This is a genomic window from Brenneria rubrifaciens (genome assembly GCF_005484945.1).
GTDB classification, from domain to species: domain Bacteria; phylum Pseudomonadota; class Gammaproteobacteria; order Enterobacterales; family Enterobacteriaceae; genus Brenneria; species Brenneria rubrifaciens.
The window spans coordinates 565,381-582,196 of sequence record NZ_CP034035.1; the positions used below are offsets into that span (position 1 = coordinate 565,381).

The following is a 16,816-nucleotide window of genomic DNA, read 5'->3' on the forward strand; positions in this document are numbered from 1 at the left end:
CGTCCCGAAGGCTGTATTATCCCAGCGCTTTTCCCGATTTTTACTCAAAAATTTCATCTTTTTCCGTTAAAAAATTCATTTTAATGCCTTGGTAAACGCGTTAAATATGGGAGAGCGTTTTAAGGTATGACGGGAGGAGATAACCTGTCTTTTTTTAATGCTGTAGGAGATAGTCTAAGGAAAGCATGGAAATCTTTTTTACTATTCTTATTCTAACCCTGATGGTTTCTCTATCAGGTGTGGTTACGCGAATTTTACCTTTTCAAATACCTCTGCCATTAATGCAAATCGCCGTTGGCGCCATACTCGCCTGGCCCCAGTTTGGTTTGCATGTCGATTTCAACCCCGAGTTGTTCATGGTGCTGTTTATCCCGCCGCTGCTGTTTGCGGATGGCTGGAAAACACCGACCCGCGAATTTCTGAAACATGGCCGGGAGATTTTTGGTCTGGCGCTGGTTCTGGTCTTGATTACCGTGGTGGGCATCGGTTATTTCATCTACTGGATGGTGCCGGGCATGCCGTTGATTGCCGCCTTCGCGCTGGCCGCGGTACTGTCGCCGACCGATGCGGTGGCGCTGTCCGGCATTGTGGGTGAAGATCGTATTCCGAAAAAGCTAATGGGTATTCTTCAGGGCGAAGCGTTAATGAATGACGCCTCTGGCCTGGTATCGCTGAAGTTTGCGGTAGCGATTGCGATGGGCACGATGGTGTTCACGGTGTCTGGCGCGACACTGGCGTTCCTTCAGGTGGCGGCAGGCGGCTTGCTGGCCGGTGTCGCCGTCACCTGGCTGTACAGTAAATCCCTACGCATCATCAGCCGCTGGAGCGGCGGTGACGCGGCCACACAAATTGTATTAATGCTGCTGTTGCCCTTTGCCGCCTACCTGATTGCGGAACACATTGGCGTATCGGGCATTTTGGCGGCCGTCGCCTCCGGGATGACTATCGGCCAGGCCGGGGTGATCCGCCATGCGCCGCTGGCGATGCGATTACGTGCGAACGGCGTCTGGTCGATGCTGGAGTTTGTGTTTAACGGCATGGTGTTCATCATGCTGGGGCTGCAACTGCCGGGCATACTGGAAACCTCGGTGACGCAGGCGGAGCTGGACCCCACCGTTGAAACCTGGATGCTGTTTACCGACATTGCCATCATTTACGTCGCGCTGCTGCTGTTGCGTTTCAGTTGGCTGTGGGTGATGAAAAGATACAGTATGCATATTCAGAAAAAAAAGCCGATGGTGTTTGGCGAATTCACGACGCGTGAACTGTGGATTGCCTCGTTCGCCGGCGTACGCGGGGCGATTACGCTGGCCGGCGTGCTCTCTATCCCGCTGTTATTGACCGACGGCACCGCGTTCCCGTCACGTTACCAACTGGTGTTTATTGCCACCGGCGTTATCCTGTTCTCCCTGTTGTGCGGCGTACTGGCGTTACCCCTGTTGCTGCGGGGGATGGTGGTGGCGGATAAAGCGGCTTATGCCAAAGAGGAGCGCATGGCGCGGGTCGCCACGGCGGAAGTAGCCATCAACAGTCTGCATAAAATGGAAGAACGACTGGCCGCGGATCGCGAGGAAAATATTGATGAGCAGGTGCTGAAAGAAGTCAGCGCTCGCGTCATCGGCAACCTGCGGCGGCGGGTGGTGGATAAAGACAATCTGGAAAACAGTTTGCTGATTGAAAATCTGGAGCGGCGTTTTCGCCTGACGGCGCTGAATTCGGAGCGTGCGGAGCTGTATCACCTGCGCGCCACCCAGCAAATCAGCAATGAAACGTTGCAAAAAATGCTGCGCGAGTTGGATTTGCTGGAGGCGGTGCTGATCGAGCGGGAGTAGGCGCGTTGAATCCTTACTCCAGCATTTTATTGATTTTTTTATTTCCTGTTGCTTCCCCATCGTACAGACGGTGGGGCGCTTTTCTAAATCCTTACACGGTCAAAACCGCTGCCTTGATTGTAAATGACTTGTCACTAAATGATAATGATTGTTATTATCCAAATAAAAAACCTTTGATACTAATTTCTTGCTTGTGTTTCGCCTGCGACATTTCGCAGCGTGCAAGGACGGACTGAAAATAATAAATTAACCATATATTAAATCTGTGAATAGGCCACGTCTGGTAGGGGAAAGTTATGCGCGTACTGGTGGTTGATGATGATTCTGTATTGTGCCATTGGCTGGGTTCTAAATTACATTCGCACGGTCATTCATGCCGTATGGTTCATGATGGCGAACACGCATTAAAAGCCATAAAAGATGAAGTTTATGATGTGGTTCTGCTGGATAGAATGTTGCCGATTATGGACGGATTTACCGTATTGCGTGAATTACAGGGATCGCGTCATCCGCCGATTATGCTGCTTTCCGCATTAGACCGGGATGTTGATCGGGTAATGGGGTTGGAACTCGGCGCGGAAGATTACCTGGGCAAACCTTTTAATTTTAATGAATTAAGACTGCGTCTGGATATTATGGCGCGGCGCGGTAAACGCCATACGGACGACTCCTCTCTCCTGATATTCGAAGACCTGCAACTTGATCGCCTGCAACGGGTGGCATGGCGCGGCGGTCAACGTATCGATCTGACGGATAAAGAAATCAAGTTGTTGATCATTCTTATGGAAAATCCCGGTCAGGCGATAACCCGCACCATGCTGCTGGAGCGGGTATGGGGCTACAATTTCGATCCGCAAACCAATTTGATTGACGTACACATGTCAAAACTGCGTGCGAAAATTGATAAAGGTTTCCCGCGACCGTTGATTAAAACGCTCAGATCAATGGGGTACGCGTTAGGCTCTATTGATAAGGATAAAACAGATGTTGGCAGCCACGCTGAATAAAATAAAAATAAAGAAGCTGGGGCGTCGCTGGCAGATAAAAATAAAACACCGGCAATTAATAGGGGCAAGCCAATATCCCGGCTTTTTATGCACCTCTAATTTCCGGCAGGCGATTACCATTGTTTTTTTATTTTTGCTGATGATGCTGATGTGTATTATCGGTTTCAGTTCATTGAGTGAAACGTTAGTCAGAACGCATGTCCGTGAAGTTATTCTGGGTAATATTTATGATTACTCCATGCAATCGCGTTTAAGTAATGCAAATAACCTGATCACTCAACTTCGGCAGGACAATCTGGCTAAAAACGATGAATTACCGCTATTTCTGGTGGCCAATAAAAACGGCGATATTTTATATCGCAACCATCCGCTGAATAATGTGCAAAACACGCAGTGCCGGATGGATGTGGCCTGCCTGAAAGCGGTGCTGTCGAGTAAAAGCGACGCCAATCTGATTGGTCTGTCCGTCAAGCTGGACGATGGCGCCGTGCTGTTTACCGCTTACAATATCAAGCCGATGCTGGAGCGGGTGCGAACCATCCCGCTGGTGGCGGGGGCCGGATTGTTCGTCGTGCTGTTGTTCTGCCTGTTTGTCAGCCGTCATTTCAGCCTGAGGAGCTTGCGCAGCGTCGAGAAAATCCGTGCCGCGCTGCACCGTTACAGCACCGGCGAGCAGCAGGTGCGCATGCCGTTGTCACCTTACGGCGATGACTTCGACAAGCTGAGTGAAGATATCAATCAGAATCTGGAACGCATTGAACGCCTGATGGAGCAGGTTCGCAGTACCTCCAGTCATATCGCCCATGAGCTGCGAACTCCGTTGACCCATTTGCAAAACCGTCTGTTCAATCTGACGGAACGCGCCGGACTGGATGGCGAAGTGAGTGAAGAGCTGAATCTGGCGGTTGAGGAAGTCCACAAAATTCTCGGCCTGTTCCGCACGGTGATGCGCATTGGTGAAATTGAAAGCGGGCGCTGTGTGCATCAGTTCGAACACATTGAAGCGCGACAGTTGCTGGAAGAAGTCGCCGAATATTATCAGCCGCTGGCGGAAGCGCGCGGCTGTCAGATCAAGGTGGAAATCAAGGCGGGTATCCAGTTGTTCGGTGATCGCGCCTTGCTGTTTCAGGCGTTGGCGAATCTGGTGGAAAATGCCCTCAAGTACGCGGCTCAGGGAAAAGAGGTCACCCTGGGCGTTACGCTCTACCGTGGCTGGATTGCCCTCAGCGTCGCCGATCGCGGGCCGGGTATTCCGGCGACCCAGCATGAGAAAGCCCTACAGCGATTTCAGCGGCTGGAAACCTGGCAGCAGTCGGGCTATGGACTCGGTTTGTCCCTGGTACAGGCGATTGCCGATCTGCATAACGGAAGGCTCACTCTGGAATCCTCTTATCCCGGGCTCAATGTTTATCTGTGTCTGACCCGTTGTTAACGAGGACGAATACCCCTACCTAAATCCTGCATATTAATCCCTGCCATCCTCAGACGTTGGATATATTACTATTTGATTTTCAATGGTAATTTTCTGTATGGAAAGATTAACGAATATTAATGTTCCGCGCCTTGTAGTAGCTGATAATAAGACTCATTATTTCAGTTATTCGCATCATGGCGCCCGGTGTTTGCCATGGTTCATTTGGCTAGAGATAAGAGACCCTCCCATGGATACGATGAAAACTAAATTGCGCGCGTTCCTGCGCGATGAAAGCGGTGTGACGGCAATTGAATACGGCATTCTTGCCGCGGCGATGGCGGCGGCGATCGGCGCTATTTTTGGCAGTGACGGGATCTTTGTTCAGGCGCTGAATGAAAAATTCAGTGAAATCGCCGATCAGATTACCGGCGCCGGCACCAGTGGTTCCAATGCATCAGGGACGGCGAAATAAAGCCAGTGATGGTGTATTACGCGCAGGGAGTGCAAACAGCGTTACTGGCAGGATGCCTGTTGTGGTGCGTCAGTACCGATTTGTTAGCACGAAAGATCCCCAATCAGGCGGTGTTGATTTTATTGTTGGGCTGGCTGGCTTTCAGCGTACTGGATGTGTTGCAGTCCGGTCGGATTGATGTGGTGAAACTGCATCAGGTGCTGTGGGCGTTGCCGGGAGCCGTTGTCGTGCTGGTGGTCGGTTTTTTAATTTTCCTCACCGGCAGGCTCGGCGCGGGCGACGTAAAACTGATGAGCGTGTTGTGTCTGTGGGTGGGACATGGGCATCAGATCGTTTTCGTCATGATAACCGCTCTGGCGGGGGGCGTGCTGGCGCTGGGTCTGCCATTGCTCAATACCGTACCGGCCGCGATCGCTATAGGTATTCAAACCGCCAACCGGATATTTAAAAGCCGGTTACCGATTCCGCCCGCATTGCCTGCCGATCTTTCACAGGGTATCCCCTACGGTATCGCGATTGCGTTCGGCGCGATGTACGTCCTGGTTTTTCCCTTGTTTTAATGCTATCGCCGTTTTTAAGACGCACCTAATAGGGTAGGCAAGTTGAAATGAAAGTTAACTCTACGTATGTACTGTCAGGCGCATTAATCCTGGCAGGCATTGTTGCGCTGATGGTGCGCAGTCATTTGTCCTCTCCCCCGCCTGCGCCGCAGCAGGTTGCGGTGAAAGCGCCGGAACCGGTAGCCGTTCTGGTCGCCGCCAAAGATCTGCATCCCGGCGATTTTCTGGACGCCTCCTCGCTGCGCTGGCAGGTAACGGAGGAGCCGGTATCCCGCACGTTTAATTTCATTCGCGGCAAAGACAGCCAGACGCTGCTGCTGGGCGCCACGCTGCGCGAAACGGTGACCGAAGGCGCGCCCTTGACCAGCAATGTGGTGGTGAAGCCCAATGAACCGGGCTTTGTCGCCGCCGTGTTGCGTAAAGGGATGCGCGCCATCTCGATTCCCACCAACGCGGTGGCCAGCAACGCGGGGCTAGTGGCGGCGGGCGATCGCGTGGACATCATTCTCAGTCTGAAAAAAGACGACCAGCCTGAATTGCAGGCAAGCCGTACGCAAGCGATTGCCCTCCCGCTGCTGGCATCGCAAACCATCGTGCGCGATTTACGCGTTTTGGCGCTAAATAATCAAACGGATACCGACGTCCGTCCCCGGCAGGACGTGGCGCTGGAAGAGGGCGCGGCGGGAGAGGCTTCAGCCCGAAGCCGTACCCCTGCCGCCAACAGCCGATCGCGCGCTGTCAGCTACCAGACGGTAACGGTCGAGGTCACGCCGCAGCAGGCCGAGGTGTTGGCGGTGGCGAAAGAAGTCGGCATGTTGCATCTGGCGTTACGCAGTTCAACGCCGGACGGGCAGGACGATATCCGTCAGGACGCGGCGCGGCGGGTTACCACGTTATCGCAAAGCACCAGCATCTTTAACGGCCTGTCCGATAGTGGTCATCAGGTTAAGGTGTTCCGGGGCGCACAGAAAGATGTATTGACGTTTCCCTCCCGATAGGGCGGAACCACTCACCCGGCAGCCTGTGAATAACCAGACGGTTGCTCATGGAAAAAATAAAGCCCATTACGGAAATTAGTAAATGACGATGTTTTCCTTGTTTTTGAAATCGGACTTTTGGGATACACGTAAACGATTGCTGGCCGCCTGCTGGCTGTCCATGTTGATGCCTGCGACGGTTTTCGCCGCGGGTATTTCCGAAGTCGCTGAAACGAACGTGGTGCATATGACGGTGCATCAGGGGCGTCTATTACAACTGGACGCTTTACCGGACAGCGTATTGGTGGCCGATCCGGAAATCGCCAGTTTCGAACTGCCTTCTCCGGGCAATCTGTTTATCTATGCCAAGAACGTCGGCACCACCACGCTGTATGCCATGGATGAAAACGGCAATGTCATCAATGCCATTCGTATTGTTTCCGAACATGACCTGAAAGCCCTGAGCGAACGTCTGAAGCGGGAATTCCCCAACGCGGATATCCAACTGGAAGCAGGGATACCCAGCGGCGTCATTGTGCGCGGCAGCGTCGATACCCCGCAGGATGCCAAACGGGTGATTGACAGCGTACAGGCCTATATCGCCGCGTCCTCCTCATCTGCTGCGGGCGGTGGCGGCGGACAAGGTCTGCCCGGCAGCAGCGAAACGTCCGGCAAAGTCATCAACCAGCTCAAAATCAAAACCCCTTCGCAAATCAATATCCGCGTGCGGGTGGTGGAAGTGTCCCGCAACCTGACGCACGAACTGGGTTTCAACTGGGAAGCCTCGCTGAATCGGGGCAGCGCCAACTTCGGTCTGGGTACCGGTACGGTAAGCGGCTTTTATGATTCCAGCACCGGCGCGTTTACCGGTGTTGAGGGCAGCAGTTTCTTTGGCGCCAATGTCGGCGGCAGTGAAGGTTCGCTCAGCGGGCTTCTGTCCGCCATGAACAAACAGGGCATGGCTTCCGTACTGGCGGAACCGAACCTGACGGCCATGTCGGGTGAAACCGCCGCCTTTGCCGCCGGCGGTGAAGTGCCGGTGGTCATCATTACCAACAACAACGTCAATATCGATTACAAGTCGTACGGGGTGATCCTGCGTATGACGCCGACCTTGCTCTCCGCCAACCGTATCAGCCTGCATATCGCGCCGGAAGTCAGTGAATTGACCTCGGTGGGGGCCGTCGAGCTGGAAGGGGGATCGACCATCCCGGCGCTGACCGTACGCCGCGCCGATACCACGGTGGAGCTGGCCAGCGGCCAGAGCTTTGCGCTGGCGGGCATGTTGCGCAGCTCTAACAGCCAGACGGTGACCGGCGTGCCGGGGTTAAGCCGCATTCCGGTTATCGGACGGGCATTTGAAAATGAATCAGCCAGTCATGAGGAAACCGAACTGGTGATTATCGCCACCGCTTACGTGGTGGAGCCGGTAAATGCGGGCGACCTTCAGGTGCCGGGGCAGGGGGTCAAAACGTTGGACTCCGTGATGCCAAGTTACGGCGCTGTGGGCTACCTCTACTGAACCTGATGATGAAAGGGTGAAAAAATGAACAATCAACACAGCGCAATGCAATCGTCAGTCAGTCCGCTATTCAGCCTGGCGCTCTGCGCCCTCGCTTTTCTGCTGGCGGCCTGCGGCGATAGCGCCGTTAACAGCCAGCGTTTGCAGCGTTATGAGCAGCCCGCGCTGGCGCCGATTGAAGTGCGCCCCACCTCACTGGCGGTGACGTTGCAGGTGGCCCCCAACGGACACGGCTTTACGCCCGAATCGCTCAAGCAGCTCAACGTGATGCTTAAAGATCAGGGACGGCTGGCCAAACAAACGTTGACGCTGATCCCGCGTACCGTTCGCGGCGAACAGATGGCGGGGCGGCTGGTCAGCGTGCTGAAGAACGCCGGCGCCGATGCGCAGAAAGTAAAACTGATGCGTACCTCGTCAGCCGGAGGTCAGCCCGGCGATCTGGAGGTGATTTCGCAAGCGTTGGCGGTAAAAACCACGCGCTGCCAGGTGAACGATCCTGATTTGCTGATGGTGAAACCGTTTGAAGGCATGGGATACCTGGGCTGCGCGACCCAAAACAATCTGGCGATGATGGTGGCGGAACCGCGGGATTTGATTCAAGCGAAAGCTTTGGATGACGCGGACGGCGTGGCGGCGGTGAACAGCATCGAACGTTACCACGCCAATGACGTGACGGAACTCATCGATATTGACTTTGAAGACTAAGGGAGTGGCATTTGATGAGCGAAATTACCCTGGTTGACAACGAAGAACTGGCCGCGCCGCTGGTGGCGTTTGTGCATGCCAGGGAGGATATCGCCGAGCTCAGCGATCAGTTTACCCGCCTGAAACAGCCGGATGTGCCGGTAATGGCGGGGGGCGTCGCCGCGGCGCGCCAGTGGTGCGAACAGACGGTTCCGCCGCGCATCCTGCTGGTGGATTTGGAAGGCGCGCACTGGCCGTTGCCTGAACTGGAAACGTTGCTCGGCATTTGCGGTCCCACGACGCAAGTGATCGCCACGGGCAAGGCGCAGGATGTCGGTTTGTATCGTGCGCTGTTACAGGTGGGGGTGGCGGACTATCTGGTCAAGCCGTTCACGCTGGATTTACTGGCGTCGACGCTGGCGAAATGCGAAGGCCAGCAGGCCGGGCCAGAGTATGCCCGCATGGGGCGCACCATTGCGGTGGTTGGCGCCAGCGGCGGCTGCGGCGGCAGTACGGTCGCGATGGGATTGAGCCGGCTATTGTCCGGCGAGCGGCATTTACCGGTGGCGCTGGTGGATTTCGACCGTCGCAACGGCGATCAACTGCTGTTGCAGGGACAAAGCGCCGATGCGGGGCTGGCCGCGGTGCTGGCGACGCAGGAGCTGGATACCCGGCTGTTGCAGCGCGCCATGCTGCGCATCGATCCCCGTTTACATCTGCTGGCGCAAAAGCCCGAACTCGGCGAGCTCAGCCCGATTGAGGTGGATAACGTACTGAATCTCGGCGGCGCGCTGTGCCGCATGTTTAATCAGGTGATTTGGGATTTACCCAGCAGCTATCCGCCGGGCGCGCTGGATGTGCTGACCTACGCGGATTTGCGCATCATCGTGACCGAACTGACGTTACAGGATGCCCGTAATATTCGGCGCGTATTGCATGAGATCGGCGATGAAAGCGAAGGACAGCGGCTACTGCTGGTGCATAACCAAAGCCGGTTTGCCGGGACGCCGCCGTTGAGCCGTGAGCAGTTCGAGCAATTCACCGGCCGCAAAATAGACGCCGTGCTGCCGAACGCCGGTCACGCGTTGGCGCATAGCTTAACGCTGGGCGCGCTGAATTTTGCCGCGGCCCCGGCTTTCCAGCAAGGATTACGCCAGTTGTGCGATCTGGCCTGCGGCGTACGCGCCCGCCCGGCGGAAAAACGCTGGTTTTTCCGCTGGTTGAAACGGGCATAAACATCGTCCAGCGGTTCAGTCGATCTAAGGGTTAACACACTATGCTGATTCGTAAAAATAATCTGCAAAAAGGCGAGGCGCACAAAAATGCGCCGCACTCTTCCGCCGACGCCAAGGTGACCGAACTGAAAGCGCGCGCGGCGGTCGAAAACCGGGCGCAACCCGCGCCGAGCGCGGCTGCGGCATCGGCGCCGATTACGCGACAGGCGGATAGTCGCACCAGCCAGCGGCGTTTGATCCGCGCGCAGCTCTACGATCAGATCGATGCGGGCAAAGCCGCCATGATGGGGCGGGATAAGCTGCTGGTGCAGATCGAAACCGTGATCCGCCGGATTTGCGACGAGCAGCGCTTGCAGCTTTCCCGTCAGGAAGAAGAAACCATCGCGGCGGAAATGCTGGATGAGATGACCGGTATCGGTCCGATCCAACCGCTGCTGGCCGATGATACGGTTAACGACATTCTGGTGAATGGCGCCAATCAGGTGTTCGTCGAACGCTTCGGCAAACTGGAGCTCTCGCCGATCACCTTTATCGATGAAGAGCATGTCTTCAACACCGCGCAGCGTATCGCCGCGGCGGTGGGGCGGCGGATCGATGAAGCCAGCCCGATGGTGGACGCCCGTCTGCCGGACGGCAGCCGCGTCAACGTGATTACCTATCCGCTGGCGATCGACGGCACCACCATCTCCATTCGTAAATTCATGCGCCGCAACCTGTCGCTGGAAGCGCTGGCGGAAAGCCGCTGCATGTCATACGCCATGGCCGACGTGCTGAATAAGGCGATGCAGGCGAAGATTAACGTGATTGTCTCCGGCGGCACCGGGGCCGGTAAAACCACGTTGCTGAACGCGCTGTCGCAAAAGATTGGCAGCGACGAACGCATTATCACCATTGAAGACGCCGCGGAGCTGCAATTACAGCAGGAGCATGTGATCAGGCTGGAAACCCGGCCGATCAGCGCCGAAGGCACCGGACGGGTGGATCAGCGCGATCTGGTGCGTAACGCGCTGCGTATGCGTCCCGATCGCATCATCCTCGGCGAAGTGCGCGGCGGGGAAAGTTTCGACATGTTGCAGGCGATGAACACCGGTCATGACGGCTCGTTGTGCACCGTCCACGCCAACACCTCGCGTGATTCGATACAGCGTCTGGAAAACATGGTGATGATGGCCAACATGCAGTTGCCGCTGATGGCGATCCGCCGCCAGATCGCCAGCGCGGTACACCTGATCGTGCAGATCGAGCGTATGCGCGACGGCATGCGCCGCGTGGTCTCCATCACCGAAGTCTGCGGCATGGAAAATGAGGTGATCCAGCTACAAGATCTGTTCACTTTCCAGATCACCGGCAAAGACGGGCAGGGCATGCTGACCGGCGACTACGTCCAGCACATCCCGCGTCCGCAGTTCTACAGCGACAAAGCGCATCTGTTTGATGCGCAGTAATGAACCGAGGAGAGGCCAGTGACCGATTTACGCCTGAATCTGATTACGCTGTTGGTGTTTTGCTGCGTGCTGCTGCTGTGCTTTGCGTTTTATGCCTGGCAAAAAGCGCGTCAGCGCCGTGCACAGCGTGAACAGCGCTGGCAGCGGATTTTAGCGGATGTGGCGCCGCAGCCGGTGCAAGCGCTTTCCGATTCCATTCTGCGTGATGAGATAAAAACGCCGTTGATGAAAGTGCCGTTGCTGGGGCGCTGGCTGGCCGGGATCTGGTCGCAACTGGCGTTTATCGGCTGGAAAAAGAACCTGCGCCAGCGGGCGCTGATTCTGGCGGCGCTGTGCCTGACGCTTGGCATGATCCTGGGGCAGCGAACCTTATTGCCGCTGACGCTGGGGCTGGTTTTCTCGTTGCTGCTGTTTATCGGCATAGGGACGTTGCTGTTCCGTTCCGCGTTGCAAAAACACCTGAAAGCGCTGCGTGAAAGCCTGCCGGAAGCCATTGACGCCATTACCCGCAGTTGTCGGGCGGGGGTGCCGGTAGCGAACACGTTTGCGATTGTGGCCGAACATCTCACCGGGCCGCTGGCGAATGAATTCAAAACCATCGATCACTGGCTGAAGCTGGGGATACCGCTGCGTCAGGTGATCCAGACCTCGGCGGGCCGGGTGCCGATGTCGGAGTACCGTTTCTTCGTGGTGATCCTGATTATCAACCAGGAAGCCGGCGGGCGGCTGGGCGAAACGCTGGAGCGGCTGTCCGCCACCCTGCGCGCCCGGCGTGAGTTACTGCTCAAAGTGCAGTCGAAAACCTCTGAGGCGCGGGCGTCCGCCAAAATTGTGGCGGCGCTGTTCCCCTGCTGTCTGGCTTATCTGTACATGCGCTCCCCGGACGATTTCAGCTTTCTGTTTTCCGATCCGGTAGGGACAACGGTCCTGATCTACGCCCTGTGCAGCGTCACGCTCGGCATGCTGGTGACGCACTTTATGGTCAAGCGGATAAGTTAAGGACGAGGGAGAGGCCGACATGACGATATTTAGCGACCCCTTATTACTGCTGGCGCTGGGGTTGATTGGCGCGGGGATCTACCTTGCGCGTTTTCACCAGAGTCAGCGGCAGTACAAACAACTGCTGGCGCGGATGCAGGCGCATCTGCCGAGCGCCCCTATAGGGGCGGCCTCTCAGGATACTATCCTGAGAGGCCAGGGAACAACAATCACTCCCTGGCTGGAAAAAATTCTTTTACCGATAGCGCAGCAGGGCTATCGCCTCTCTGGGTCCGATCGGGATCGTCTTAACTTACGCCGCCTGCTCGATCTGGCCGGGTTCCGCCGTAACGAAGCGGTTGGCTGGCTGGTGATGGGCAAATTCGCCGTGGGTTTGCTGTGCGGCGTGACGCTGGTGTGGAGCTGGCTGCCGCCCGCCGATCGACTGAGCATGACCGGCATTGCCGCCGGGCTGATCGGGTTTTTTGTCGGCGCGATGCTGCCGGAAGGGTGGCTGAAGTGGCGGGCCGCCAGCCGCGGCGAGAAGCTGGCGCGGGCGGTACCGGACGCGCTGGATCTCATGGTGGTCTGCGCCGAAGCCGGATTGCCGATTGGCCGTGTCTTACAGGTGGTATCGAAAGAGCTGGGGCTGTCGTCGCCGGAAATGGCCGATGAGCTGCACTATACCGCCGCCGAATTGCAGATCCTCTCCGATCGTACGCTGGCCATGATGCATCTGGCGGAAAGAACCCGGGTCGGTGAAATAGAAAGTATGGTCGCCACGCTGATCCAGGCCGAGCGTTACGGTACGCCGCTGTCTCAGGCGTTACGCACCATTGCGGACGAAAGCCGTAAGACCTTGATTCTGGAACTGGAAGAGAAGGCGGGCAAATTACCCGCGCAGCTCAGCGTGCCGCTGATGGCGCTGATCCTGCCGCCGATTGTCGCGATTATGGCTTCGCCGGCGCTGGTGCGCGTGATTCGGTTGCTGACTCAGTAAAGAGGTTTTCCCGGCACATTGCCTCTAACTAACTTGGACGTAACTAAAAAGGTAACCACGCATGAAGTTTTCGACGAGGGTCGGTCTGATGGCAAAACAGAGACGTAGTCTGCCGCTGGCGGCATTGCTGGTCATGAGCGCGCTGCTGGCGGGATGCGGCAGTTCCCTGGCGATTAAAGGCACTAAAGACGAAGGGTTGCGGCTGGCCCGCTTACTGCGCGATCAGGGCCGGCTTGAAGCGGCGACGGAAGTCTATGCCCGCATTGATAGCCGCGGCGAACTGACAGGCGCCGAACTGCTGGAATATGCCAGCGTAGCGGCATTGGTACGTCCGCCGCAGCAAACGCTGGCGCTGTATGGCCGCGCCCGGCGCGGGCTGGGCGGCGACAGCGCCAGCCTGAAACCCCAGGAAGCGCTGGCGATTTGTTTAGGCATGGGGCGCGCGCAACTGGCGCTGGGGCGTCAGGCGATGGCGCAGAAAGACTTTGCCTGTGCGTTGCAAGCGCAGCCGGATAGCGCGGGCGCGCTTAATGGTATGGGAGTGGTGATGGACGCGGCCGGCAGGCACGGCGAAGCGCGTCAACTGTTCGAGAAAGCGCTACAGGTTAACCCGGCGGATGTGGCGGCCATGAACAATCTGGCTCTCTCCTGGCTGATGAGCGGAGAGGCGGATAAAGCCATTGGCTTACTGCGTTCGGTGGAGAACAACAACCCGACCGGCAAACTGAATCTGGCGCTGGCCTACCTCTATGGCGATCGTCAGGAGGACGCGCGCAGCACGCTGGCGACCATCGCGCAGCCGCAACGTATTGATGAACTGATGGCGGCGCTCACCGAGCGTCTGGAACAGATGCGGCAGGAGAACAACCGCGGCGAAACGCTGTTGTTATCCAGCCGTCAACGCTTGCAGCTTAGCAATCCTGAGTGATGGACATGTGGCGGCGTAGCAATGTGGATTGGCGAGGCACCCGCGGCGTGATCGCCGTAGAGGTGGCGTTCCTGGTGCCGGTGGTGCTGGTCGGCGTGATGATGCTGTTCGAGCTGGCGCGTATCGGGCTGGTGATCGCCGTAGGCAGTGCGGCGCTGGATAAGGCGGTTCAGACATTTCGTCGCGACGATTTGCAGACTGACAGCGCCGAACAGATGGGGCGGAACCTGAAAGAGCGGATGATCGGCGCGTCATACGGTTATCTGCAAGAGGATGATTTGACCGTCAGCGTGTTGCATTTCGACAACCTGAACCAGCTTGGCGGCTTGACGATAAGCGACGAAGAAGGCGAGGGGGAAAATTTGAGTACGCTGCCGGTCTGGTCGGTCACGGTGCAAATCACCAAGGCGTTCATTACCCCGCTGCCCGAAGTACTGACGTTGGGGGACACCTTCCGCTATCAGTATAAACATGTATTTGGCACGGAGCGGCGTAGTGACGAGTGAACGCTTATCGCGGCTACGCCGCTTTGGGGGCGACAGCCTGGCTTCCGCCGCGGTTGAAACGGCGTTGGCGCTCCCCATCGTGCTGGCGGTGGGGATGCTGTGCGCGGATATCTATACCGTGGGTCTGGAGCGCGAAAGGCTGGAGCAGCGTGCCGGCGCCATCGTATCGATTCTGGGCATGCAGCAGGAACTGACGCAGGAAGGGCTGCAAGGTCTGCTGGACACGGTGCTGCCGGAGGAAGAAGGGTTGGGGAACTACCAACTGCTCATCAGCAACGTGCGCCAGACCGGGGTGCTGTACTGGCAGCTTAATCGCGGCAATTCTGACGATCTGTGCACCGACAATCAGGCCGGTTACGGGGAAACCTATCCGGGTGATTTACCGGAAAAAGAGACGGAAGACGGCAAAGAGGACATTTCTATGGTGGTGGTGGAACTGTGTCGTGAAGGTAAAGACATCAGCCTGCTCGGTGGATTGTCGCTTAGCAACCTGCTGCACGTTACCTCGGTAAATCGCGTGGCCAGGGGCGTTGTCGCGCTTGACCCAGGATTGATGCAGGAAGCGGGCTTGCCGGAAGATGATGAATAATCTTTATCGAATGATGAAATCTCGTCTCGCCGGAGGGCGGATAGCCGCCAGCCGTTTTCTGCGTCAGGAGCGCGGCGCGGGCACCGCTTTCTATGTGCTGAGCACGATGGCGCTGCTGGTCAGCGCCGCGTTTATTGTCGATACCTCAACCTCGACCGGCGATGCGACGCAAATTAAGCGCGCGACGGATGCGGCGGCGCTGGCGGTTGGGCATCAGGTGGTCATCAGCGGTAATGAAAACAAAGCGTACGACCCGGAGCAGATGCGTGAACTGGCGTTCGACTATGTGAAGGCCAATCTGGGGCTGAACAGCAAGCTGGCCGAAAAGCTGACGTTTGACAAGGTCAGCCTCAGCGAAGGGCGCAGCGATAATGATTATCCGACCTATACCGTGACCGCCAGCTTTACCACCGCGCCGGCATTGCTCCAACTGGGGGAATCCGAACAAGAGGTTTACTCCACCGTCGAGGTGCTGAACCGTTCGACGGAGGTGGCGCTGATACTGCCTAACACGGCGAAAGAGGATCGTTCCAATCTGGCCGCTCTGCGGCGTATCGGCAACGAATTCGCAGAAAACCTGATCGGCGCGCGCGAAAATATCTGGCTGGCGCTGGTGCCCCATAGTCAGGCCGTTAGCGTTTACGACGCCGAACATACCAACCGGGTTCGTCAGTGGGCCGAATCGGGGGCGCTTAATCCGGTGGAACTGACTTCACTGTTCCAGTCAGGCTACGGCAGCCTGGCCGACCGCCGCATGCCCGATCGCCGTTACGACCTGTTGTGCATGTACCGCGGGCTGAACCGGGGCGACAACTATTTCTGGGATGAGGCGCCGACGGGGCAGTTTCGTATCTACTACCGGTATGACGTCAATGTCTCGAACGCCTTTGAACGTTATTCCATTTCCTGGATCGGCCCGAACCCGAATTTCGGCCAGGCCAACGGCGTTAACGACACGCGTTCGCTGGTTGTGGATATGGGCTGCCCCTACGCGCCTTTGCTGCCGCTGACCAACGATCTAGACAAAATTGCCGCGCGGCTCGATGAAATGCGCACCGGTTTTAACGTCAACTACGCCATTGCCATCGGCTGGGCGGCGATGGCGCTCGCCCCGAACTTTCGCGGCAGCGAGGGCTGGGATCTGGACGACGATCTGCCCAAAGACTTTGACGAGGGCAACGGCGAACGCACCAAGGCCATCGTGATGCTGGTCAACTCCAGCGACATGCTGTGGTTCGACAGCGATTCCTACAACGCGTACGTGGGTAAAACAATCGACGGCTGTAGCGCAGGGACCACAACGGCGAATGACGGCTGTACTGACGAACAGTTGATTACCGAGCGCTTCGCCAATCTGTGCGCCAGCTTCCGTGAGCGCAACATCCGTTTCTTTATGGTGGCGACCGGCAATGACGAGGCCGAGAACGAATCGAACGACGAAACCATTGCCAGCGCATCGGCGTTCCGTGAGGTCGCCGATGCGGGACTGGGCGGCTGCGCCGAGAAAAGCACCGATCTCACTTATTACAACGGCGCGGATTTCGTCGCCTCGGAAAGCAAGATCAGAAATCGCCTGAGTGAAATTAACGACGAACTGCATCAGAAAAGCGGTTTCGTCCGGCTGATTGAATAACGGCCCATGAGCCTTTTGACTGACAGGATACGAC

At 56.9% G+C, this 16,816-nt stretch carries 16 protein-coding genes; all 16 read left to right on the plus strand.

Annotated elements, in window-relative coordinates; all coding sequences use genetic code 11:
* The first annotated feature begins 185 nt into the window (after nt 1-185).
* Nucleotides 186-1,832: a Na+/H+ antiporter gene (locus EH207_RS02745; RefSeq protein WP_137712627.1), complete on the plus strand. Its 1,647-nt coding sequence runs from the start codon at nt 186-188 to the stop codon at nt 1,830-1,832.
* Between the two features lie 296 nt (nt 1,833-2,128).
* Nucleotides 2,129-2,839 carry a response regulator transcription factor gene (locus EH207_RS02750; RefSeq protein WP_137712628.1) on the plus strand — a complete coding sequence of 237 codons (711 nt, stop codon included), beginning with the start codon at nt 2,129-2,131 and terminating at the stop codon, nt 2,837-2,839.
* Nucleotides 2,817-4,271 carry a sensor histidine kinase gene (locus EH207_RS02755; protein WP_137712629.1) on the plus strand — a complete coding sequence of 485 codons (1,455 nt, stop codon included), beginning with the start codon at nt 2,817-2,819 and terminating at the stop codon, nt 4,269-4,271. Before EH207_RS02750 ends, EH207_RS02755 begins: the two co-directional genes overlap by 23 nt.
* Before the next feature lie 229 nt (nt 4,272-4,500).
* Nucleotides 4,501-4,725 (plus strand): Flp family type IVb pilin, encoded by a 225-nt coding sequence (locus tag EH207_RS02760; RefSeq protein WP_175413626.1) that lies wholly within the window; start codon nt 4,501-4,503, stop codon nt 4,723-4,725.
* 8 nt (nt 4,726-4,733) lie between these two features.
* On the plus strand, nt 4,734-5,285 hold the full coding sequence (locus tag EH207_RS02765; RefSeq protein ID WP_137715238.1) for an A24 family peptidase: 552 nt from the start codon (nt 4,734-4,736) through the stop codon (nt 5,283-5,285).
* A gap of 47 nt (nt 5,286-5,332) precedes the next feature.
* A complete protein-coding gene (cpaB, locus tag EH207_RS02770; protein WP_137712631.1) occupies nt 5,333-6,283 on the plus strand; it encodes a Flp pilus assembly protein CpaB in 951 nt (316 codons plus the stop codon).
* An 82-nt stretch (nt 6,284-6,365) separates the two neighbouring features.
* Entirely contained in the window at nt 6,366-7,784 is a 1,419-nt protein-coding gene (locus EH207_RS02775) for a type II and III secretion system protein family protein (protein WP_137712632.1), read from the plus strand.
* A 24-nt stretch (nt 7,785-7,808) separates the two neighbouring features.
* The gene (locus EH207_RS02780) at nt 7,809-8,489 is read left to right on the plus strand and encodes a CpaD family pilus assembly lipoprotein (RefSeq protein ID WP_246048926.1); all 681 of its coding nucleotides are present in this window, start codon (nt 7,809-7,811) and stop codon (nt 8,487-8,489) included.
* A gap of 14 nt (nt 8,490-8,503) precedes the next feature.
* A complete protein-coding gene (locus tag EH207_RS02785; RefSeq protein ID WP_137712633.1) occupies nt 8,504-9,703 on the plus strand; it encodes a CpaE/TadZ family protein in 1,200 nt (399 codons plus the stop codon).
* Between the two features lie 41 nt (nt 9,704-9,744).
* A complete protein-coding gene (locus EH207_RS02790; protein ID WP_137712634.1) occupies nt 9,745-11,148 on the plus strand; it encodes a TadA family conjugal transfer-associated ATPase in 1,404 nt (467 codons plus the stop codon).
* 18 nt (nt 11,149-11,166) lie between these two features.
* Nucleotides 11,167-12,147, plus strand: a complete 981-nt coding sequence (locus EH207_RS02795; RefSeq protein ID WP_137712635.1) for a type II secretion system F family protein — start codon at nt 11,167-11,169, stop codon at nt 12,145-12,147.
* A 19-nt stretch (nt 12,148-12,166) separates the two neighbouring features.
* On the plus strand, nt 12,167-13,126 hold the full coding sequence (locus EH207_RS02800) for a type II secretion system F family protein (protein ID WP_137712636.1): 960 nt from the start codon (nt 12,167-12,169) through the stop codon (nt 13,124-13,126).
* Between the two features lie 88 nt (nt 13,127-13,214).
* Nucleotides 13,215-14,054, plus strand: coding sequence for a tetratricopeptide repeat protein (locus EH207_RS02805; RefSeq protein WP_246048927.1), 840 nt, complete (start codon nt 13,215-13,217; stop codon nt 14,052-14,054).
* A gap of 5 nt (nt 14,055-14,059) precedes the next feature.
* On the plus strand, nt 14,060-14,560 hold the full coding sequence (locus EH207_RS02810; RefSeq protein ID WP_137712638.1) for a TadE/TadG family type IV pilus assembly protein: 501 nt from the start codon (nt 14,060-14,062) through the stop codon (nt 14,558-14,560).
* The gene (locus tag EH207_RS02815; RefSeq protein WP_137712639.1) at nt 14,526-15,149 is read left to right on the plus strand and encodes a TadE/TadG family type IV pilus assembly protein; all 624 of its coding nucleotides are present in this window, start codon (nt 14,526-14,528) and stop codon (nt 15,147-15,149) included. Before EH207_RS02810 ends, EH207_RS02815 begins: the two co-directional genes overlap by 35 nt.
* Nucleotides 15,139-16,782, plus strand: a complete 1,644-nt coding sequence (locus tag EH207_RS02820; protein WP_246048928.1) for a TadE/TadG family type IV pilus assembly protein — start codon at nt 15,139-15,141, stop codon at nt 16,780-16,782. Before EH207_RS02815 ends, EH207_RS02820 begins: the two co-directional genes overlap by 11 nt.
* Nucleotides 16,783-16,816 lie beyond the last annotated feature (34 nt).